Origin of the sequence: Acidihalobacter yilgarnensis (assembly GCF_001753245.1) — a bacterium.
Taxonomy (GTDB): domain Bacteria; phylum Pseudomonadota; class Gammaproteobacteria; order DSM-5130; family Acidihalobacteraceae; genus Acidihalobacter; species Acidihalobacter yilgarnensis.
Genome location: NZ_CP017415.1, coordinates 1,460,163 through 1,480,297 on the forward strand (window position 1 = coordinate 1,460,163; position 20,135 = coordinate 1,480,297).

The 20,135-nt window shown below is 62.5% G+C and carries 21 protein-coding genes; 15 read left to right on the plus strand and 6 right to left on the minus strand.

Features of this window, described 5'->3' with window-relative positions; genetic code table 11:
- Positions 1–156 precede the first annotated feature (156 nt).
- Entirely contained in the window at positions 157–1,005 is an 849-nt protein-coding gene (locus BI364_RS06960; protein WP_070078116.1) for a hypothetical protein, read from the minus strand.
- A gap of 88 nt (positions 1,006–1,093) precedes the next feature.
- The gene (locus BI364_RS06965; protein ID WP_070078117.1) at positions 1,094–1,738 is read right to left on the minus strand and encodes a ribonuclease III family protein; all 645 of its coding nucleotides are present in this window, start codon (positions 1,736–1,738) and stop codon (positions 1,094–1,096) included.
- 131 nt (positions 1,739–1,869) lie between these two features.
- Here BI364_RS06965 and BI364_RS06970 point away from each other — a divergent pair, with 131 nt between their 5' ends.
- The 6 genes from BI364_RS06970 to BI364_RS06995 all read left to right on the plus strand — a co-directional run bounded on the left by BI364_RS06970 (position 1,870) and on the right by BI364_RS06995 (position 8,068).
- Positions 1,870–2,871, plus strand: a complete 1,002-nt coding sequence (locus BI364_RS06970; RefSeq protein ID WP_070078118.1) for a CpaF family protein — start codon at positions 1,870–1,872, stop codon at positions 2,869–2,871.
- Between the two features lie 95 nt (positions 2,872–2,966).
- The gene (locus tag BI364_RS06975; protein WP_083251219.1) at positions 2,967–3,371 is read left to right on the plus strand and encodes a TrbC/VirB2 family protein; all 405 of its coding nucleotides are present in this window, start codon (positions 2,967–2,969) and stop codon (positions 3,369–3,371) included.
- 3 nt (positions 3,372–3,374) lie between these two features.
- Positions 3,375–3,674, plus strand: a complete 300-nt coding sequence (locus BI364_RS06980; protein WP_070078120.1) for a VirB3 family type IV secretion system protein — start codon at positions 3,375–3,377, stop codon at positions 3,672–3,674.
- Positions 3,671–6,154, plus strand: a complete 2,484-nt coding sequence (locus tag BI364_RS06985) for a VirB4 family type IV secretion system protein (protein ID WP_156782645.1) — start codon at positions 3,671–3,673, stop codon at positions 6,152–6,154. The genes BI364_RS06980 and BI364_RS06985 overlap by 4 nt, the downstream gene beginning before the upstream one ends.
- The gene (locus BI364_RS06990; RefSeq protein ID WP_156782646.1) at positions 6,114–6,950 is read left to right on the plus strand and encodes a hypothetical protein; all 837 of its coding nucleotides are present in this window, start codon (positions 6,114–6,116) and stop codon (positions 6,948–6,950) included. Before BI364_RS06985 ends, BI364_RS06990 begins: the two co-directional genes overlap by 41 nt.
- A 71-nt stretch (positions 6,951–7,021) precedes the next feature.
- Complete coding sequence (locus BI364_RS06995) at positions 7,022–8,068, plus strand: type IV secretion system protein (protein ID WP_197495925.1); 1,047 nt, start codon at positions 7,022–7,024, stop codon at positions 8,066–8,068.
- A gap of 101 nt (positions 8,069–8,169) precedes the next feature.
- On the opposite strand, the gene BI364_RS07000 is transcribed toward BI364_RS06995, so the two are convergent.
- The 4 genes from BI364_RS07000 to BI364_RS07015 form a co-directional block, all read right to left on the minus strand.
- Positions 8,170–8,670, minus strand: coding sequence for a GNAT family N-acetyltransferase (locus BI364_RS07000; protein ID WP_070078124.1), 501 nt, complete (start codon positions 8,668–8,670; stop codon positions 8,170–8,172).
- On the minus strand, positions 8,667–8,885 hold the full coding sequence (locus BI364_RS07005) for a type II toxin-antitoxin system TacA family antitoxin (protein WP_233279593.1): 219 nt from the start codon (positions 8,883–8,885) through the stop codon (positions 8,667–8,669). Before BI364_RS07005 ends, BI364_RS07000 begins: the two co-directional genes overlap by 4 nt.
- A gap of 468 nt (positions 8,886–9,353) precedes the next feature.
- Entirely contained in the window at positions 9,354–9,722 is a 369-nt protein-coding gene (locus BI364_RS07010) for a hypothetical protein (RefSeq protein ID WP_070078126.1), read from the minus strand.
- The gene (locus BI364_RS07015) at positions 9,722–9,922 is read right to left on the minus strand and encodes a hypothetical protein (protein WP_070078127.1); all 201 of its coding nucleotides are present in this window, start codon (positions 9,920–9,922) and stop codon (positions 9,722–9,724) included. The genes BI364_RS07010 and BI364_RS07015 overlap by 1 nt, the downstream gene beginning before the upstream one ends.
- A 183-nt stretch (positions 9,923–10,105) precedes the next feature.
- On the opposite strand from BI364_RS07015, the gene BI364_RS07020 reads away from it, so the two are divergent.
- Genes BI364_RS07020 through BI364_RS07060 form a run of 9 tightly spaced genes read left to right on the plus strand, consistent with a single transcriptional unit; the run spans position 10,106 to position 20,110 of the window.
- On the plus strand, positions 10,106–10,744 hold the full coding sequence (locus tag BI364_RS07020) for a type IV secretion system protein (protein WP_197495927.1): 639 nt from the start codon (positions 10,106–10,108) through the stop codon (positions 10,742–10,744).
- Positions 10,744–11,613, plus strand: a complete 870-nt coding sequence (locus BI364_RS07025) for a TrbG/VirB9 family P-type conjugative transfer protein (protein WP_070078129.1) — start codon at positions 10,744–10,746, stop codon at positions 11,611–11,613. Before BI364_RS07020 ends, BI364_RS07025 begins: the two co-directional genes overlap by 1 nt.
- A 3-nt stretch (positions 11,614–11,616) precedes the next feature.
- Positions 11,617–12,870, plus strand: a complete 1,254-nt coding sequence (locus BI364_RS07030) for a TrbI/VirB10 family protein (protein WP_070078130.1) — start codon at positions 11,617–11,619, stop codon at positions 12,868–12,870.
- Positions 12,867–13,958, plus strand: a complete 1,092-nt coding sequence (locus tag BI364_RS07035; protein WP_083251220.1) for a TcpQ domain-containing protein — start codon at positions 12,867–12,869, stop codon at positions 13,956–13,958. The genes BI364_RS07030 and BI364_RS07035 overlap by 4 nt, the downstream gene beginning before the upstream one ends.
- Positions 13,959–13,968: 10 nt before the next feature.
- The gene (locus BI364_RS07040) at positions 13,969–15,582 is read left to right on the plus strand and encodes a type II secretion system protein GspD (RefSeq protein ID WP_070078132.1); all 1,614 of its coding nucleotides are present in this window, start codon (positions 13,969–13,971) and stop codon (positions 15,580–15,582) included.
- Positions 15,582–16,667, plus strand: a complete 1,086-nt coding sequence (locus BI364_RS07045) for a hypothetical protein (protein ID WP_070078133.1) — start codon at positions 15,582–15,584, stop codon at positions 16,665–16,667. Before BI364_RS07040 ends, BI364_RS07045 begins: the two co-directional genes overlap by 1 nt.
- A complete protein-coding gene (locus tag BI364_RS07050) occupies positions 16,664–17,191 on the plus strand; it encodes a hypothetical protein (protein ID WP_156782647.1) in 528 nt (175 codons plus the stop codon). Before BI364_RS07045 ends, BI364_RS07050 begins: the two co-directional genes overlap by 4 nt.
- The gene (locus tag BI364_RS07055; RefSeq protein WP_070078135.1) at positions 17,181–18,917 is read left to right on the plus strand and encodes a GspE/PulE family protein; all 1,737 of its coding nucleotides are present in this window, start codon (positions 17,181–17,183) and stop codon (positions 18,915–18,917) included. The genes BI364_RS07050 and BI364_RS07055 overlap by 11 nt, the downstream gene beginning before the upstream one ends.
- Entirely contained in the window at positions 18,917–20,110 is a 1,194-nt protein-coding gene (locus tag BI364_RS07060; protein ID WP_070078136.1) for a type II secretion system F family protein, read from the plus strand. Before BI364_RS07055 ends, BI364_RS07060 begins: the two co-directional genes overlap by 1 nt.
- Positions 20,111–20,135 lie beyond the last annotated feature (25 nt).

A 20,135-nucleotide genomic window follows, 5' to 3' on the forward strand; every position in this document is an offset into this window, starting at 1 on the left:
CCCAGGGAATAGCTCGCCTCTCATCCCCGCATACACAGGGGGAACCCTTCTTCCAATCCATTGAAAAAAGAGCAATTTTTAGAGCCGTTTCAAAGTACCAACTTCTTGACGCCTCAAAACGGGCCAAAATAGCCCGCTTTGAGGCTGCCAGTAACATCAAAACACCCGAATACCCAGCATCAGGACATCCTGGCGCGTCGTGCTGTTCGGCTCAAGCAACGACAGGGTTCCTATCGAAGTTTGCACGGTGCTCATCGAAGAAGCGCCATAACCGAATTTCGTCTGCGAATAACTCACAAACACGTTCCAGTTGTTGCTCGGAATCCAAGACAATTTGACCCCTTCCTGAGTCCAGCTATGGCTCCCAAGATCAACCCGGGTGCCGGAGCCGATATAAATATTATCGTACGCGCCGAATGTGTTGCCCGACTGTACATTTCCCGATAGCACGAATCCGCGGCCGAGATTGTAATCGACATCCAGACCGATGCCGTCGTAACCATTGTAATAATCTTCCTGATAGCCGCCGACCCCGCCCAGCGTTCGATACCACGCATGGCGGCCCCAAAGCACATCCGGCATGACGGCAAGTCCGGGCAACGGAGAGAACCCGTAATCGAACTTGAGATCAAAGTCGATGATCTTGTTTCCTGTCTGCGACTGAACCGGAGTGATGGTGCCCGTTTGGATGTTCTGCACAGCGCCGTTGTAATGGGTGTTTCCGGAAAACAGGCTGTAATCCGTCTGAAAACCGAAATGACTCCATTGGCCGCCAACACCAATCTCATGACCGTCGATCGTGCCGGATTCAGAATCCAGCGAGGCACCGTTGTAGGTTTCCTGATAATGCTGCGAAAGCTGTCCGATGCCGATATTGATGCCGGAATGCGCATCTTGAATCGTGTTGGGCACAGCCCCAAAGAAATCCGAAAAGCCGTAAGCATAGGCGGGTCCGGCCAGGGCGACAGACAGCAAGGCGACGCCAGGAAAAATCACTTTCTTCATTATTAAATATCCTAAATTAAACAATAGGTTAGATCGATTTCCCAATCGCAAAACGATCGTAACCACAACTTCAAAACAGGCAAGCCGATCACCCGGCGAGCTTTTCCAGGCACTGCGCCGCGGCGCTGAACTCGGCTTCTTGCCGACTGCTGCCCATGCCCACGCCGCCGACACCACCGGCCGTGCAATGCACGATGAACTGGCCGCCGCGCGCCGACACCGTGCGATAGTGCGGTCCGGCCTCATGGCGCCGCGCCAAACATTCCTGCAATTTCGTTTTCGCGTCCTTGGCGTCCTCCGGGTCCTCCGGCAGGTTCTGCATGGCAACGGTAAGCAGGGCGGTGACGAAGGCTCTCGCCGCTTCCCATCCGGCATATTCGAAGACCGCGCCGATGATGGCTTCCACTGCGCCGGCCAGCACTCGGGGCGATGGCGTCTCCGGGTGCGCGTGAGTGCCGGAAAGCGCGATCCGTCCGGCGAGATCCATGTTCTGCGCGACCCGGCACAACGCATCCCGTTCCACGAGACGGGTGCGGAGCCGGCTCATGCCGCCTTCGGTCAGCTGCGAGGGTTTGCAGTACAGCCATTCGGACACGACGAGTTCCAGTACCGCATCCCCCAGAAATTCGAGTCGTTCGTTGTGAGGCTCGCCGGCGGAACGATGCGTCAACGCCGTGCGCAACAGCGGGTCGTCGGCCAGTCCGTCGGGGAGATGGGATATCCAGTTCTGCATGCAGGCAGCATGAGGGGCGCGCCAACCTGCTACGGACCCAAATAACCGCGCTCACAACCGTTATTCAGCGAAAACATGGGGTGACAACGGTGCGATGCTGGAAATCCGACGTTCAGAAATGGGTATCTCGTATGACGCACCCAAACCCCGATCAGCTTGCCGGTGGACTGGAAGACGCCTTGACGGCACAGCCGGGCGAAACCCTGGAATCGCGCGAGGCAAAACGGCTTTTGTCCGCCCTGTTGATGCCCTTGAGTCACCTGTTCGCGGGCGAAGTGACCGAAGTCATGATCAACCGGCATGACGATATCTGGGTCGAGGACAGGGCCGGCATGCGGCGCGTCGACTGCACCCTGCCCAAGGATGCCGTGGAAACGGCCATTGTCGCGCTCGGCAGGCTGGCCGGCATCGATGCCGGCGATCAGTGCCCGATTGTGGATGCCCGCGTCGGACGGCATCTGCGGGTCGGCGCGGTGCTGGAACCGGCGGCGGTCGAAGGACCGACGCTGTGTATTCGACGCCACGTACCGATGCAGGCTTCGCTGGCGATGTACGGCGAGATCGTGCGTCAGGAAACCCTGCGCCTGCTGGAAGAATCGCGCAACGTCCTCGTCGCGGGCGCGACGGGATCGGGCAAAACGACCTTCATCAATGCCTTGTTGGCGGAATTGCCGCCGACGGACCGATTGATCGTCATCGAGGACACCCCTGAACTGACGGTGCCGAATCCCAACCGGGTACGCTTCGAGTCGCGTGGCGGGGCCGACATGAGTGCGTTGTTGCGTGAGGCGCTGCGCCAACGCCCCGACCGAATCGTGCTCGGCGAAATCCGAGGACGCGAGGCCTACGATCTGCTGCAGGCGTTCAACACAGGACACGGCGGGTCCTTTTCCACCATCCACGCGGGATCGCCCGCCGGCGCGCTGCTCCGCTTGGCTTCGTTGGTGGGGCAAGCCGAAGAGGCGCGCTCATGGCCGCAGTCGGCCATCCGCTCCGCGATCGCCGCCTCCGTCGGTGGCGTGGTGTGCCTGCGCAAGAAGCAGGTTGTCGCGGTGGCCTCCGTGGAGGGGCTGGACGATACCGGATTCGTGCTGGAAAACCGCTTCGAGGCGGGCATAGCCAAAGCAAATTGAGAAAAAGGGCCTGTGACGCGGTTATTTCGTCATCTTTGCGGTGTGCCGCCGGTGGAACATCGTTCTGGCAAATGCCTATCTAAGGAGAACGAGCGATGTATCGAAAAACGGTTGACGCCTGTCAAAGGGGGATGTGGGCGCTGGCATCCCGCCCCTCCGTCGTATGGCTCACGGGCTTTACCTTGATGTCGCTGTCCGAACCATCGCAGGCCTTCAGCATGGGTTGTGGCGGATTCAGCGGAAATTTCAGCAGTTTCACCGGGCTGCTTGGCGGTATCGCGGGATTTCTGTCCGGCACCTTCGGACGCGCGGCCGTGATCATTGCGATCGCTATTTTCGGCGCGTTGCTCATGTTCGGCGAACTAAAGGGCGTGTTCGGTAGCGTCATCAAGATCCTGTTTGGAGGTTCGCTGATCCTGATGGCCACTCAGTGGGCCGGGCTATTCAACGCGGTAGGTTCGGGGTCGGCGGCCTGTAATTACATCCAGAGTGGCGGTTGATTTGTGAGCGAAGGCGAGCGCAAAACGAAGATCCGGCGCGCCCTGATCGGTGGTCGCGTCCTGTGGGGCGTGGACTACTCGCTTGCGGTCGGGAACCTCACGCTCGCCGTCATGCTGGTGATCGTCGGGCATATCTATTGGTGGATTCTGGCCGCCATCGGTATTCACGGACTGCTTGGCATGGCCCATCGCGCGGACCCCGACATGTTCAAGGTCTATCTGCGCTATGCCAAGCAGGGCCATCGCTATGAACCCTGGGCACACCCGGACAGCCGAAATCGCCGGCCGGGAGGATGGCTGTGATTGCCGCAAAGGATCGCGTCAAGACGCTCAAGGCCACCCGCGCGTTGTCGGAACTGCTGCCCTGGGTGGCGCCGCTGACGCCCGGCATCGTGTTGTGCAAGGATGGCGGCCTGCTGGCCGGATGGAGTTTCCACGGGCTCGACTCCGAAGGCCGCGGCGCGGCAGAGCAGGCCGGCGATTCCCGGCATCTGGAACGCGCGATCAACGGATTCGTCGGCAATCGCATCAAGACCTGGTGGACGGTACGCCGCGACCGGTCATCCGGATGGGCGGGTGGAGACTTTTCCGACCCGGTGACCCGCCGCGTGGATGCCTCGGCGCGCGCCGCCTGGAACAAAAAGAGCCATTATGTCGCGCACCGCGCCTTCTGGATCATGGTGTCGCCGCCAACCCCTGCGGAAACGTTGGTTGCACGCATCGCACAGGAAGGCGCCAGTGGACTGCTCTCGGGCATCGGCCCCTGGCTGCTCAATGTCCTGGCGGGTCAGGCCGCGTTCGAAAACGATGCCCGCCGCTTGATGGACCGCGTTTCGGAGGCCGAATCGCTCTTCGAGCGCGTCGGCTCGTTATTTCCCGCGGCGGGCTTCAACCGCCTGATCGAAGAACGCCTGCTTGGCTGGTTGAACGCGCTGGCCTCGCCCAGCGAACCGTACCATCCGCTACGCACCCGTTCGGCTCTGCAGGCGCTGGACGAAACCCTGGGCGAATGTACGCTCGACCAGAATGCCTCCGCGATGTACTTCGCGGGACCGACGCGCACGGTGCATGCCGCGGCGCTGACGATCAAGACGGTGCCGGACGCATGGCCGGAGTCCATCGGCCCTGGCGTGTTTGACCGGATTCTGGATATCGACTGCGAATGCGTGTTCTCGCTCGCTACGCGCTATCTCGATACCGAAGCCGCACGCGGCGCGGTCAAGGAGCGCCGGCGCCACCTGCTCAACTGGCGCAAGGGTCTGGGCGGCTACGTGAAGGAAGGCCTGATGAAGGTGGAAACCGATCAGGTGGATTCCGATAAGGATGTGCAGGCCAAGGAAGCCGATGCAGCTCTGCTCGATCTATCGAACTCGCCCTCCGCGGGACATGCATTCCCCGTGCTGGTGCTGCGAGCGGAATCCGCGGAAAAGCTCGAACGCTCGGTCTCTGATGCCTCGCGGTTGTTCCATGTCGCCGAATTCGCCGTGCTGCGCGAACGCATGCACCAGATCTCGGCCTGGGCCGGCACCTTGCCGGGACAGTGGGCCGAACCCGTGCGCTGGAGTTATCTATCGGGCGCAGCCATAGCCGACATGGCGCCCATTCGCGGTCCAGCACGGGGCAGTTCGATTGCCCGGCATCTGAGCAAGATGAGCGGCAGCCGGCAGCCGGCACTTTGCACCTTCGCCACGCGATCCATGGAACCCTACTGGCTGGAGCCGCATCTCGGCGATGTCGGCCACGGCATTATCTTGGGGCCTACCGGCATGGGCAAAAGCGTGCTCGGCGGCTGGATGTGCCTGCGCTGGACGCAGTATTCGCGCAGTCGGGTGTTCGTGTTCGACAAGGATCGGTCGCTGCGCAAAATGATCCTGCTGGCGGGCGGCCACTATCTCGGCGACAGCGGCAAGATGCGCATCAATCCCTTCGCGGGACTCGAGGGCGACGACGACTGGCGCTGGGCCACGGATTTCGTGGTGCAGCTGTTGTCTCCGGACGACGGAGAACTGGAGCCGGTCGACGTGAACGAGATTGCCACGGCCTGCCGGCGCATCCAGTCGCTCGAACCCGGCGACCGTCGTCTGCGCTCGCTCAAGGCGTTGCTCCCGGCCAGGCTCGGCGATCGCCTGGCGCAATGGATCGGCGATGGCCGTTACGCAGGCTATTTCGACCACGAGACTGACGGCATGACCCTGGGTGCCTTCGTGGGGATCGCCATGGACGAGGTCTTGCGCTTCCCGCGCGCGGCGCGTGCGTTCATGGATCTTGCCTTCCATCGTATCGGCAAACAGCTCGATGGCGCTCCGGTCTACATCCATATCGAAGAAGGCTGGTTCGCGCTCGACGATCCGGCCTTCGCACGCAAGCTCGACGACTGGCTGCGCACCCTGCGCAAGCTCAACGGCGTGCTGATTCTGTCCACGCAGTCGCTCAAGGAAATCGCAGAATCCAGGACGTTCACCGGATTTGCTTCGGCGCCCAACCGCTTCCTGCTGCCCAATCCGGATATCGCCTCGTTCGAGTCCATCTATCGCGATGGGCTGAGATTGACCCGCGAGCAGATGAAGATCATCGGCGAAGCCCGCCCCAAAGGCGAGACGGTGCTCGTGCGTGACGGACGTACGCGCGTGCTGCGTGTGGATATTCCGGCAGAAGGCATTGCGCTGCTGCGCGCCGATGCCGAGGCCGACGAAGTGTTCGAACGCTGGATGAACAGCGGACATCCGGAATGGAGGATGAGATATGTCGACGAAATGGTGGAAAGGCAGACGCGGCGCGATTGACCTGATGGTCGGACTCGCGGTTCTGGTCGGAACCCAGGGTATTGCGCATGCGGCCGCCTCCGGCAGCACGGTATTCGATCCTTGGAATTTCGCACGGAACACCGTGTCCGCGCAGAACAGTATTCGCATCATCGAAAACCAGTTGCAGAACTACGCGATGCAGAAGTACGGCATCGACATCAATCTGCAGAACCTCTCGCAGAGCGAGATCAATACGCTGATGTATCAGGTGGGCAGACAGAACTCGCCGCAGCTGAACAACGATATCGCCTATTACCGCGATCTGCAGGCGTTCAACCAGCAGCTGGGGGTCACGAATCAGAGCGTGATGTCGCAGTATCAGGCCTACAACGCATCCAAGTTGACGCCGCAACAGTACATCCAGCAGGAGCAGCAGATGGCCAATTCCAATGCCGGATACGCGGCATCAGGGTATGAGTCGGCCAAGCGCAACCTGGCACGTACGAATGCCATGGCGAACAGCGTACAGGCCGCCGGTCAGAGCATCGGTCATATCAAAGGGATGACCGGAAACATGGATTTGCTCAACACGCAGGTCAATACGCTCACCCAACAGAACGAGGCTCTGATCAAGCTCACCGCAGAAACGCAGATGCAAGCGTCCCACGCCGCCATCGAAAAAGCGAAGAAGGCCAAAGCAGCAGCGCAGGCCGCGAATAACCTGAATCAGGCTTTCAGCGGAGTCCAGAATCCGGGGCAGGCTGGACGGGGTGCGAGTGACTATTTGCACAATATGCTGAACAACATGTCGAAACCCACAGGGGGTACGCCATGAGTACGCGGCATACGCGGCATCGTAGCGGATTTGTCGGCCTGCTCTTGCTCGCCTGCCTCGCGCTGGCGCCCATGACCGCGCAGGCGAGTCTGTTTAATACCCAAACCGCCGCGCCCACGATGCAGGTGATCGTGCCGCATTACAATTGCCAGGTCGGTAGCAGCCTGGCGAACACGTATGCCGGTAACGTGTTTTTCGGCATGCAAGGTTTTTCTCAGGACATGCGGGCCGCCGGGGATGCCATGGCCGGCCACGCCATCTACTACGGAAATATCATGCTGCGCGCGTTTCTCATTATCGCCTTGATGTGGTACGGCTTCGGGATGCTGACCGACGTGGGCGGAGCTTATCTGGAACCGTCAAGCATGATACGCACCTTCATCACGCTAGGCGCGGTGATATTGATTTTTCGAAACTATTATCCGATCGCCCACGCATTGATTCACATATTCCAGGAAATCGGGGGCGGATTGGTGGGTGTATCGAATCAGGGCAACTACGGCGACCCCTCGTGCGTACTTTTTTCGACCGGCGACGGTCTGCTACATAGCATGTTCATTGCGCCCGTGACGAACGTCTCCCTCTGGCATGTTGTCATGGACGAAGGCGTTTCGACGTTGATAGAAATGTGGCTTTATCAAGTTGCCATATTTCTGGTTGCTGCTTTGATGATTGTGGCAGGTGGGTTCTATTTTTTCTGGTCCATCGTCTCGATGTTTTTGCTCGCAATCGCCATCGGTCTGGGTCCGCTCGTCATTCCCATGCTGGTGTTTGACTGGACGCAAAAGCTGGCCTTCGATTCCTGGCTGGGATTTTTGTGGGATGCGCTTATGTACCAGATCGTCGGACCCGCAGTGTTGGGCGTTGCAGGCTACGTGGTGAGTAATGCCATTGCACCCATCGCCAACACGACGCCATTGTTTTACTACAGCCAAAACCATTTTCATATCAACTGGTCACCCTTGTTCGGCATGGGGCTGGTCGCTCTTGCCGTGGTGTGGTTCTCCTGGAAGCTCCCGTCACTGGTGCGTCAGCTTTCAGCGGGCGCAGCGCATGCGGGGGACTTCGGCGCGGGCAAGGAAATGGGTGGGTTGAAAGGCATGTTGAAAACCAAATAGTTGGTTGAACGGCGAGTCGCCACCGGGACCGGCCACCGGAGCGACCGCTGCACCTGACTCAGGGTCGGCGGGTTGCAGCCCGTCCGGGGCTGTTTCATGATTCAGCGTACCCAGCGACGGGCGTCCTTCAAGAGCAGCAGCAATTGCTGCTCTCGCAACGGCGAGGCGATGAACCCGAACCGGGTGTAGAACTGTGCCGCTTCTTGATCGATGGGATGGGTCAACATGGCCCTGATGCCGGCTTGTTCGGCAATCAGCATCGTGCGACGAATCGCGTCCTGCAGCAGGCCAAAGCCTATGCCTCGCCTCTGATCCGCCACCGAAACAGCCAGCCTCGCCAGAATCACCACCGGTAACGGGTACTGCCCCATTCCCTTGCGAATGCGCTCCGGAGCTTGCAGTGTATCGACCTGTCCAACGGTTAGGCTGAAGTAGCCTGCGACGCGGTCATCATCCTCGGCAACCACAAAGGTCTTGGCCGAGCCGCTGCCCTGCGCCTGACGGGCGTGGCGCAAAAGCCAGTCATTCAGCGCGGGCTTGCCGCAATCGAAACCCTCTAGCCGATGCTGCGCGGCGAGAGGTTCCGGTGCGCGCAAGGTCACCTCGTGTCCCAGGGCGCCTTGTGGGCAAACAGGTTACGCAAACCTTCATTGGCCTGTTCGGGCTGATCCAGCAGATCCATCAGGGCTTGGTATTGGCTCCCGGAAACCATGAACAATCGCTGATCGAGCAGGGTCTGCTCGGCAGCCAGGCAAGCGCTGTCGAGAATGAAGTCGGTCAGCGACTTGTGGGCCACCTCGGCGGCACGGCGCAGCACCACCTCCTGTTCGGGGTGGCGCGCAGCCCAAGTCGGGCAGAGCGAACGGAAGTCGACGATGCCCCGGCAGTCATGACAGCACCTCTCGTGTTAGATCAATTGCCGCAATGTTGGTACAAGAAGCGTACATTGTCTAGTGGCGTGGGCGACCCTCTGCGCGGCAAGCCCCGCTGTTCAGGACGGAGGGGATGGCTCACAGAACGGCGCTGGGCGCTGGGTGCTGGTGTATGCGTTGCTGGGTGGAAACGAATTATCGGTACACGAACTGGCACGACGCGTGGGGCGTGACGTGAAACGGATGCACGGGGGCGTCTGCGTAAGACAGATAGTTGCCACAGCCGCGCTAACGAATGGACTGTTCAATGCCACCGGCGACATAGCTGCTAGACTTCTCATGGCGGCGGATACTGCATGGCCTCGGTACCTTCGCGGGGAGCGAGGTCATGCGGCCCGTCGCCGACCTGTCCATCAAACGCAGACGAACCACGCGATGAACTTGGCGCCCTCGATATCATCGCGGCGGATGCCTGGCCGGCAGTCCCTGATGACGCCGAAAAGGGCCTGGGGCTTTCCGGGCGGCGGATTTTCGAAATACAGCGTGCCTCTGGCGTCTTTGGGTATAAAAACATTCCCGGACAGTGTGAACACGCGCCAGTCGCTGGTCCAAATATCAACCCGCGACAAACGAGTACTCGGAAGATGTTCTGGATGAAACTCTCCGGCGTGATGTCTGGCCTGGTTTCGCTGGTCGATGGATAGTTCAGGAGCGGACTGCAGAATCTCGTCGATCCGGCGCTGCTGTTCGTCAGAAAGGTCGGAAGCGCGGCCTCTGGCCATCAATCAGCCTCGTCGGTCGAACGCCAGACCACGACGCCCGTCTCGACATCCACGACGCGGACTTCCTGAAAGGCCGGGTCTTGGACGCCTTCGAGCGCCACATCGATCGCTTCGGTTGCGCTCACGTACACCTGGGTGAAGGCATCCGGCGGCAGCCAGTCGCTTTCAAGCGGGAAATCGGATTCGATCCTGAATGGCATGTTGGTCCTCCGAATACGAGGGCAGACCGTCAGCCATCAATCTTTGCAAGTCCTCGACTAGGTATCAATCATCGGTCTGCGCGCGGGCATTGGCAAAGGTCAGCACGCAAAAGCGTGAAAAGCCCCCCCTAACGCAGTTATTTAGGAAAAAAACCGCGTGTTCATGGGCCGATCATGGTGCCCATGGACAACAAGCACAAGCAACAACTCGACCCATTCGGCTGGCAGGCCTTCTACGAGCGTTACGCGGCGCCGCTGCTGGCTCGCGATCGGTTTTTTCTCGGCATGTTCGTCGCTCTCGCGGTCGCCCTAGCGGAAGCTGCCGCGCTCGTGGCATTGGTGCCGCTGCACAAAATCGAGCCGTATGTGGTCCGCGTCAACGATCTCGGGCAGGTGCTTTCTTCCGGTCCGGTCGCCTCGACGGGCAAGCCGCCGAAAGCAGCGGTCGTCTACTGGCTCGGAAGATTCGTCACCGATCTCTATGAGGTCATGCCCGGCATCAGCCGGGCGAACATCGAGCAGGCCTTCTTCATGACGCACGGCGCCGCCGTGTCGCAGATAGAAGCCTTCCTGAATCAGCACAACCCGGTCAAGACGCTGGCGGAAAATCCGTCGGCGCGCGTCTCCGTATCGGTCAAGAAAGTCATCCCGCTGCCTCACGACACCGCCTACGTCTCGGCCGTGGTGACCGACGAGCTGACCGGACGTTCGCGTGGGATCTCGCTCACGCTCAGCTACACCTTCAATCCGCCCAAGACGGTGGCCGACGCGCTGCATAACCCGCTGGGCATCTTGATCACCAATTTCGCAGAGGGCAACTGATGAAACGCACCGCGCTGTTTCTGCTTCTCGGGCTTACCACCGCGTCCGGCGCGTTACCGATCGCGCAGGCGGACGGCGTGCCTTATCCGTCCGCCTTGTCCGCGCGCCTGGTTCGCTTCGTATATGACCCCAATCAGACCTACACACTCTACCTGAGACCCGGGATGGGCACCGATATCCAGCTGCCGCGGGGCGAGCATCTGGTGTCTTTGCAGTTGGGAGACACCGTGCAATGGATTACCTCCTACGTGCAGGGTACCGGGAACATTCTCATCAAACCGGTCAGGCCTGGCATCGAGACTTCCGCGACACTGATCACCTCCGCACACACCTATCAGATGATGCTGGTGTCGCGAAACAAGGGCACCTGGTATCAGGGCGTCAAATTCACGCCCGAAAATCCGTTGGTCCTGCTGAATCCGGCCAACGAACAAAGCGCGGCCCCGAACCCATCGCGGTCTGCTGACGCGCACACGGCAGATGGAACGTCCTCGCCAGCATCGCCGTCCGGCGATTCCGCCGACGCTTTGGCCGACGTGAACGTCAGCCAGATGAACTTCGCCTGGCGCGTGAAGGGACACGCCCGGTTCGCGCCGACCGAAGTGTTCTCGACGCCGGATTTCATCTGGTTGCGCCTGCCGCAGGATGCCCCGGCGCCCGTGGTGTTCGGATGGCAGGGCGGTCAGTGGGGTATCGTCAACTACAACCGACGCGGCCCCTGGATCGTCGTGCAGGGAGCGCCCGCTGCCGTCGAGCTGCGCGCGGACGGGCGGAGCGTCGTTGCCTGGCGCCAGGGCGCCAAGGCGTCTGGCGGTGGTTCGCAGACGCCGGTGACTGAAACGTCGTCCAGTTTCGTCTGGGGGCAATAAGCCATGGCCCTCTGGCGCAAGAGCGAACAGAAAGAAGCACCGCCGCCACCGCCCCGCGACACGCAGGAACCCGGGCGAGGCCTGCCGACGCGGACGCTGCCCATGCTCATGGGGGGCTTTGCCGTCGCCGCGGCGCTGTATGTGGCGTTCTTCACCAAGAACCATCCCGTACAGCCTGCAGCGCCGCAGACAGTCGCGCAGGCGCCCGGCGTCAATCCGCAGGCCAGCCCGCACAAGTCCGAGCTGAAAAGCATCCTCGACAGCCTGAATCAGATCGAGGCCGAACACGGGGACGGCAAGGCTGCCGGTTCGTCTTCGGATTCGGGCGGCAACGCCGTCACCGACGCCACGCCGACGCCAGAGCATGTGCATGATGCCGCCAAGCGGGGCAACATCGCGGCCAGTCCATTGACCGCGCTCACCGGGGATTACCAGACCGGACGACACGGCTCCGGCAATCACGATACGGGTGTCGTGCCGGAGTACAACGCGGGGGCGGGCAGCGGCGCCCCGAACGGACAGCTACAGGGGCCTGCGCAGATGCCGTCTGCCAGCGAGATAGCCGCACTGGCGGGGCATCGGCAGCATAGCGCCAACGGCAATCAGGCCTATCTCAAGCAGTCCCAGACGGAGGCCCAGGCCAACGGCGGTTACGGGGCGGTCAGCAAGGTGCTGCCCCCGCTCAAAGGCGCCGTGCTGTACCCCGGTGTGGTGCTGCCGGCCACCACGGTCACCGCCGTCAACACGCAGTTGCCGGGCACGGTCATCGCTCAGGTGACCAATCCCGTCTGGGGGCGCAACGGGCACCTCGCCGTGCCCGCCGGTTCCCGCCTCGTCGGCAGTTACGACACCTCGATCACGAATGGACAAACCCGCGTGCTGGTCGCTTTCCAGCGGGTGATTTTCCCGGATGGTCGAGAAATCGTGCTTGGCAATTCGCAGGCCGTGGGCGAACAGGGCGCATCCGGCGTCAAGGGTCATGTCGATGATCACTTCTGGACGATGCTTGGTTCGTCTCTGCTCGTGGCCATGCTCGATCAGGGTGTTGCCGCAGCAGGCCCCCAGCAATCCGTCACCTCGCCCACAGGCAGTGTGTACCAGTCGCCGACGCAGGCGGGCGCGCAGGTCTTCGCCAACAGTGCCGGCAAGGTGCTGTCGCCCTTCATGAACATGCAGTCGACCGCGGTTATTCCGCCGGGTACCGCCATCGACGTGCTCGTCAACAAGACCATCCTCATGCCTTCGGAGAATCGATGATGAAAAGAACCGCTATCGCCCAGCGCGGCATCGGCGGCCTGACCGCTGTTGGACTCGTTCCTCTGCTCGGAGCCTGCACCGCGACGCCACCCAAAATGCCGGCAGGCGCCATAGCCGGTTATGTATTCGGCTACCACGTCGTCAGCCATCATGGCCCGAAAGCGCAGATCGTTAGCGGCGAGCACGACACCTGGTTAGCACTGCCCGCCGACGCAAGACTGCTGGAAGCCAAGGGGGATGGGCAGAACGTGCCGTTTCACAAGCATGGCGCCTACTGGATCGCGGACAAGGTTGCCACCCAGTGGACCTTGTACACCTCGAAAGGCCCGGTCTTCGCGGTCGCGCCCAAGAGCGTCGGCGTTGTTCTCGCGGCGGAACATCAGGCGCGCTTCGCCAAGCCCCGGTACGCCTGGCATACGGATCAGCTGACGCTGACCTTCGACCATAGCGCTGCGCTGACGCAGGAAGACCAGCAGCGGCTGGCAGCGCTCGATGCGCGTCTTGACGCAGCGCATCAGGTCGCGTGGATTCGGGTGAGCGGGCAGACGACCGCCAGCGGCAGCGTGGCAGCCAATGCGAAGATCGGCGCGGACCGCGCGGCCGTCGTGGCCGGTTGGCTGACCGCGCACGGCGCGGCACCGGTCTCGAATCTCGGCTGGACGCCGGGCGCCAACGCCAAGGTTGCCCTGGTCGCGGCGCGTTATCAGGTTCGCGTGCCGAAGCCGGTCAAAATCGTCCATCCGCCGATCAAGGTTGCGCCGGGCCATAGCCACCCGTTGGCGCCGGCCCAGCCGCTCAAATCCACGCCGATGCCCGAGGTCAGTCTAGCGCCCAAGCCCCAGGCTTCGTTCGTGTTCAGCACTCACGCAGGCGATTTGCTGTCCGCGGATCTTGCCGCATTCCTCAAGCGGCAGGGCTGGTCGATGGTGTGGCGCGACCCGAACGACTACGCGCTGCAATATCCCGCGCGCTACACCGGCAAGACCCTCGATAACACGCTGCGGCAGATAGTGGACCGCTACCGGGTGCGCATCGTGCTGTATCGGGCCAATCACGTCGCCGTCGTCGAAGCCGGCGCCGCCGAATAAGGAGAGTCGCATGAAGACGATGTTACCCAAGGTGCTGACGCTGGCCGTAGGCGCTGCGCTACTCGGCGGTTGCGCCACCACGCCTGCGCTCAGTCGTATCAGTGCAGCCCAGGCCCGGCTCAAGCAACAGGCGGCGGCGTCGGCCAAGGCGCCGCCGGCCCTGGCCACGGAAAACGCGCCCTATGTAGCGCCGAAGCCGGTCCGTTACCTGGCGCCGGCCGATGCGGTCAGCGTGCAGGCTTCCGGCCTGCCTCTGAAACAGGCGCTGCGCAGCATCTTGCCCGCCGGCTGGTCGCTCTCTTTCGAAAGCGACACGCAACCGGGGCAGGGTGTCGACATCGATCTGGAACAGCTCGGGCGCAACAGCGCCATCCGTCAGGTCGCCATGGCCGGCGGCGATGTGGCCGTTATACGTCCGGGTCGACGGCAAGTCGTCATCGCCAAACGCGCGACTTATCTGTTCCGGGTGCCGACCGGACTGCTGTCCGCGCAGAGCGCCGATCTCGACGTGTCCTCGTCGTCTTCCATTTCCGGCTCCAGCGGCGGGTCCTCAATGGGCGGAATGGGCGGTTCATCCATCGGCGGCTCGTCCATGGGCAGCTCGTCCATGGGTGGAATGGGCAGTACCGGAGGCATGGGCACATCCGGTGGCAGTTCGGGCGGCATGAACGGCGCCTCGTTTTCGGTGACCGGCGGCTCGCAGACTTCCGGTTTTCTCAAGACCCTCCAGTCCCTCGCCGGACCCAACGGCTCGGTCAGTCTCGACGCGGCCACCGGCCTGGTATCGGTGACCTCCGGTGCCGGCGGTCTTGAGCGCGTCACGCATTACATCGACGCCTACAGCCGGGCCGCCAATACCAAGGTCGAGATCCATGCCGCGATTCTCGAGGTGCAGCTCGACCACGGCCTGACCACCGGCATCCAGTGGAACAAGGTGCTGTCGAATACGCTCGGCGCATCCTTGTCCGCCACGCAGCCGACCATAGGCCAGCTGATCTCCGGCGCTTCAACCAGCGCGTTCTCGCTGACCAAGACGGGCACGAACCTGAATGGCGTGATCAAGGCCCTCCAGCAGGTGACGACGGTCAAGGTGATTACCAAGCCCTGGCTGGTGGCCTCCAACGGTACGCCCGCAACCATCAACTCGGGTACTCAGGTGCCGTACGTGGGCGACATCCAGAGCAACGTCACGGGATTGTCCGGCACATCCACGACGGGCGCTTCGCTCAGCTATGCCAACAACGGCATTGCGCTGTCTTTCATCCCGCAGGTGCTGGGGCATGGCTGGGTACAGATGGCCGTGGTGCCCCAGCTGTCCACCATCGAGAAATTCGAGACCTTCACGGTCGACGGGCAGCAGATGAACGGCCCCGAGCTGCAGCAGCGCCAGGCCTTCGTCCGCATGCTGATGCGCAGTGGGCAGACCGTCATTCTCGGGGGCTCGATTTCGCAATCGGCCAATCAGCAGACCAGCGGCATCCCGGGCCTATCGCGCATTCCTGTACTCGGCACGCTGTTCGGCGCCTACGGCCAGGGTAACGAGCGCACCCAGCTGGTGATCCTGGTGCGCACAAAGGTGGTGCCGGCGCCGGACATCAATCCGTTGGTCGGGGAATCTCTCTGATGAAGCTGAAAATCACGCGTCCCGCCTTCAGGCGCAAACCAGAACCCACCCCGAACTGTTTGGCGGTTCAGACAGGCGATATCTGGCGCTACTGGTGCCTCGACGCATCGGGGCAGCCGGATCAAATACCGCAGCCGCCGGCGAACTGCGTGCTGTGGCGCATCTGCGAATATGACGCGCTTGCGCCGTCCGGCGGGCGCTCGGCGAAAGGCCTGGGGCGTCTGGGGCGGGAATTGCTCAAGGAACGCGTCGCGCTGTTCACCAGCGGCGAGTGGGCGGTGTTCACCCGCCAGGGCAACGAAACGACCGGCGGCCATCCGGCCCGTCCGCTTGCGCTTGCGCTGCGTGACCGCCTCAAGGAGCTGCCGGCGCCATCCGTGCTGCAGGTGGATCTGCCCGGGGGCTATACGGCGCTGGCCATCTACCGGCGCGATCAGACAGTCACCGGCTGGACGCTTGCGAGCGGTGAGGACATCGAGATCACCCGGGCGCGCCTGGTGCAACAGTCAGGCGTATCGGATGCGGGCACCGAGTCGTTCGCCGACATCAGGGCACTGCTTGAAAACGCGCCGCCGTCGCGGGACTTTCCGATCGAACCCGAGTGGCGGGGCGTACCGGTTCGCCAGTATCGCCGCGCGGCGCTGCTCGCATCCACGGCCTTGTTGGCTCTGAGCGTTGTCAATCTGGGTGTCGAAATGTCAGCGGAAGCCCTGCACGGACATCGCGCGCGCCTTGCCGCTACGCGATTGGACGCCGCCAAGGCTCGCGTCATTGCCTGGGACCGCACGCACGCCCAGGCTCTGGCCCGGCAGGGCGGTATTCGGCCCGATAGCCTGATTGCGGCGGCCAACGCGGTATATCAGCCGGGCAGCAGCGTCAGTCTGACGCAAAAAGGCCGCGAAATCGTCGTCATGCTGCCGCTACACGCGCTCTCCCCCATTGCCCCGGGCCAGTGGACACCTGCGTCCGCGATTCGAGCGGGACTCGCGAAGCGCCCGCCCCGCGGCTGGCGGCTGTACCGGCTCGCCAGGGCCGGGGAAGGGCGGTTCGCGCTGATCTACCGTCACGGGAGTCTGATGCCATGAAAAAGCCGAGTCTGGTGCGGAACCCTCAATGGGGCTGGTCGGCGTCGGCGCTGATGCTGGTGTTGGCGTTCCTGGTTTGGCATTTCGCGAGCGCGGCCGGACGCACAGCCGACCATTACGCGATGGATGCGGCGAGAGATCTGCGTTCAGTCGCCCGGCTCGTGCTGATGACCCAGCGCAAGATGCCGGCTTCGCCCGCTGTCAATGATGTTGAGACCAACGCCGCACTTGCGCTCTCCGCACTGCGCCGTGCGGCGCCAGCCGACTTTGCCATCATCAGTCAGGCGACGGTCTCGGGTTATACGAAGAACGACGGCAACGGGCTGGAAGACCTCGCTTCGGCGGCCAAGCCCGCTTCCATTCCCGGGCTCAAGCGGCTGGCCTTTCGGGTGACCGGCAACTGGACCACCTTGTTCGGGCTTCGCAGGCTGCTCGCCGTTTTCGACCGCTACCCCGCGCGCATCACGGGGCTGGATATCGCCCAGGGATACTTCGACGTAACGGTGACTATCTATGGCCGATGACGCGCTGCTGACAGACGCTTTCGAGGATGCGCCGGAAGGTTGGTGGCATCCGAAGGAGCAGCTGCCGATTCTGCAGGCGCTGCGCGCGGTTGGTATGAGCGATGCACACCTGCGCTTCGCCCGCGCCACGGCGGCCGCCGGATGCATACCCGAACCGCAGGCCGTCAGGGAAATGCGCCTGCTGCCTGCAGAGCGCATCGCGGCCGCGCTGGCGCTTTCTTCGGGGTATCCCTGGTTGCCCTGGACCCGAGTACCGGAAATCGAGATCACCGGCGATCTCAAAGACGCCGTCATCGAACGGGCGGGCCAGCATGCGGTTCCGGTGCATCGTGACATGAGCGGCGCGGTGTATTACGCGATCGCGGACCCGGCGCATGCACGCGAGGTACGCATCGCCGACAGCCGTGCGCGTTTCGTGCTGGCGACGCCCAAGACCATCTCCGGCCTGTATTACCGACATTACAGCAACCCACGGGAGGACTTCCTGGCCGCACTCGAAAAGAAGGACTGGCGCGCGGCGATGGGGCACCTGCTGACGGAGTCGGTCTACCAGGGCGCCGGCGTCGAGAATATCTACCTCGAACCCGGTCCCATGGCCGGGCAGGTGTTCATTCAGGTCGAGGGCATTCGTCGTCACCTGCATGCGCTGCCGCTTGAGCGCAGCCCGTCAGGCACGCTGGATGGCCCGTTCGGCCGCCTGATCACCCTCATCGCGGGCGATATCCGCGCAGCGGAAGGCGATCTATCGGTACCCGGTTCGTTGAGCGGATTGATTCCCGAAAACCTGGAGGGCCGGTTCGAGTTCCGGGTGGAGCTCAAGCAGACTTTTTTCGGCCGAGCAGCGGTGTTGCGCCCCTTCGATCTGCAGGCGGATGTCGCGGACATCGACCTGCTGGGATTCGATGGCGAGACGCGCAGGAAGCTGCGTCAGGCCATCGAGTCACCTTATGGCCTGCTGCTGGTTGTGGGACCGACCAGCTCCGGTAAGAACACGACGGCCATCTCGCTTTTGTATTCGACCGACCCCTTGGCCCGCTCGATTCAAACCGTCGAGCATCCGGTCGAGGTGCGCGTGGCTTCGTGGGAACAGCACGAAATCCCGGTCGCCAAGAGCAATCCGGAGGAAATCGAGGGGGCTGCCCGGAAAATCACGGATTCTTTGCTGCGCTCGGCGCCGCAGATCATCTACTGGGGAGAGATTCGCAATGCGGATGCCCTGTCCCGAGCGCTGGTCGCGGCCAATACCGGGCATATGACTCTGTCCACCTATCACGCGACGGACGCCGCATCGGCGATTTTGCGCATGCGCACGGAACGGACCCGAGCCGGCGACCGAATCGACATGACGGCCGGCGGCGACCTGATTCTCGGCATCCTGTCCCAGCGACTGCTCAGAAAGGTTTGTGCGCACTGCGCTCAGCCAGAGACCCGCGCTGAAGTGCTGCGCGTCATCGAACGCGCGGGACTGCCGAAGGCACAGGTCAAACGGGCCTCAAAAGAGGGTTGCCCGCGCTGCGGCGATACCGGATACGCCGGACGCATTCTCGCCTACGAGTTTTTCGAGCCGACGGCCGACATGGATCTTGGCGCCGCCAGTGCGGCCGAGATCCGCAAGGCGACCCGCCCCGGACTCTTTCGCAGCGGGCTCGAGCGCATGGCGCAAGGCGCCACCGATTACGCCGAGGTCATGCGCGTACTCAAACCCAAGACGGGAGCCGACGAATAATGCGTTACGTGTTTCGCGCCGATGTCGATTACGGCCGCCGCGGTATGGCGGAAGAAACCATGATCGGCGAATCCCTCGACGAACTGGCCGAGCGACTGACCGCCCGCGGGCAACGCCTGATCGATGCCCGCGTGTCGTGGTACGAGACGATCAGCCTCTGGCAGCATCGCCGGTTTCCCTCGCGGGAACTGGCTCAGATCTATCGTTCCCTGTCCCGGCGGATGTCGCAGGGCGCCAAGCCGCAGGATGCGCTGGCGCAGGCGGGTTCCTTCGTCAGCGACCCGGTGCTCAAGGTGGCGCTGTCAGCGGCCGGCGCCGCCGTGACTGCCGGCGCGCGCATGGACGAGGCCCTGCATCAGGCGGGGTTCGATGAGGAAGATATCGCGCTGGTTCGGGCCATGAGCGAGGCGGGCAATCTGCCGGAAGCCTTTCAGGGGCTGTCGGACAAGCATCAACAGCTGGCGACCCTCGGCGGCAAGATCAAAGGCATTCTGACCCAGCCGATCATTTACGGCGTTATCGGCGCACTGATGATCTGGTCGAGCTTCCTGTTTCTGATTCCGCGGTTTGCCACATTTTTCCAGAAGGCCGGCTTCAAGCCGCCGCATGGGATTTCGCAAATATACGCGCTGGACGCGGTTATTCAGCAATATCCGATCGCATTTTCGGTGTTGTACTGGACGCTGCTCGTGATTGTCGTGGTCGTGTTGTTCAGCGGACGGATGCGCGAGGTCTGGCGTCGTGCGCCGGTGCTGCGACAGTTGCTGGCACGCGCGGATGCGGCGCAGGCATTGACTTCGTTTGCGCTGCTGTACGAAGCGGCCATCCGGCGATCCGAGGCGGCGCGGCGGGTAGCCACGAGCTGTCGCGGCGAGCAGCTGCGCGAGGCGTTCAACCGTCTTGCATCCGGTCTCGAAGGCGGCGGCAATCCGTCGGATGCGGCCAGGCTCGCGGAATTTCCCGAGTTCCTGTCCGCCACGATCATCGGAGCCCTGGGCGCCAACGATCCGGATGCGACGGTGGAAGACCTCCGGGTCTACGCCCGCATCATGGCCGAGGACGTGGAGATGTTTTCGAAACGTTTCGAGACCTGGGCAAACCTGATGTTCATGTTGATGACCGCGTTGATGGTGCTCGGCATCTTCGGGGTCACGGTATTCCCCGAGCTGGCTACGCTGCTGTCGCACGCATGACAACCGTTGAAAAACCATCAAGGAG

Coding starts and splice junctions, on each gene's coding strand:
- BI364_RS06990 (WP_156782646.1), top strand. CDS start 6,114: ATGTCGACGAAATGGTGGAAAGGCAGACGCGGCGCGATTGACCTGATG.
- BI364_RS07055 (WP_070078135.1), top strand. CDS start 17,181: ATGGCCGATGACGCGCTGCTGACAGACGCTTTCGAGGATGCGCCGGAA.
- BI364_RS06965 (WP_070078117.1), bottom strand. CDS start 1,738: ATGCAGAACTGGATATCCCATCTCCCCGACGGACTGGCCGACGACCCG.
- BI364_RS07015 (WP_070078127.1), bottom strand. CDS start 9,922: ATGCCATTCAGGATCGAATCCGATTTCCCGCTTGAAAGCGACTGGCTG.
- BI364_RS07040 (WP_070078132.1), top strand. CDS start 13,969: ATGAAGACGATGTTACCCAAGGTGCTGACGCTGGCCGTAGGCGCTGCG.
- BI364_RS07020 (WP_197495927.1), top strand. CDS start 10,106: ATGGACAACAAGCACAAGCAACAACTCGACCCATTCGGCTGGCAGGCC.
- BI364_RS06995 (WP_197495925.1), top strand. CDS start 7,022: ATGACCGCGCAGGCGAGTCTGTTTAATACCCAAACCGCCGCGCCCACG.
- BI364_RS07010 (WP_070078126.1), bottom strand. CDS start 9,722: ATGGCCAGAGGCCGCGCTTCCGACCTTTCTGACGAACAGCAGCGCCGG.
- BI364_RS06960 (WP_070078116.1), bottom strand. CDS start 1,005: ATGAAGAAAGTGATTTTTCCTGGCGTCGCCTTGCTGTCTGTCGCCCTG.
- BI364_RS07030 (WP_070078130.1), top strand. CDS start 11,617: ATGGCCCTCTGGCGCAAGAGCGAACAGAAAGAAGCACCGCCGCCACCG.
- BI364_RS06975 (WP_083251219.1), top strand. CDS start 2,967: ATGTATCGAAAAACGGTTGACGCCTGTCAAAGGGGGATGTGGGCGCTG.
- BI364_RS06970 (WP_070078118.1), top strand. CDS start 1,870: ATGACGCACCCAAACCCCGATCAGCTTGCCGGTGGACTGGAAGACGCC.
- BI364_RS07035 (WP_083251220.1), top strand. CDS start 12,867: ATGATGAAAAGAACCGCTATCGCCCAGCGCGGCATCGGCGGCCTGACC.
- BI364_RS07060 (WP_070078136.1), top strand. CDS start 18,917: ATGCGTTACGTGTTTCGCGCCGATGTCGATTACGGCCGCCGCGGTATG.
- BI364_RS07025 (WP_070078129.1), top strand. CDS start 10,744: ATGAAACGCACCGCGCTGTTTCTGCTTCTCGGGCTTACCACCGCGTCC.
- BI364_RS07050 (WP_156782647.1), top strand. CDS start 16,664: ATGAAAAAGCCGAGTCTGGTGCGGAACCCTCAATGGGGCTGGTCGGCG.
- BI364_RS07045 (WP_070078133.1), top strand. CDS start 15,582: ATGAAGCTGAAAATCACGCGTCCCGCCTTCAGGCGCAAACCAGAACCC.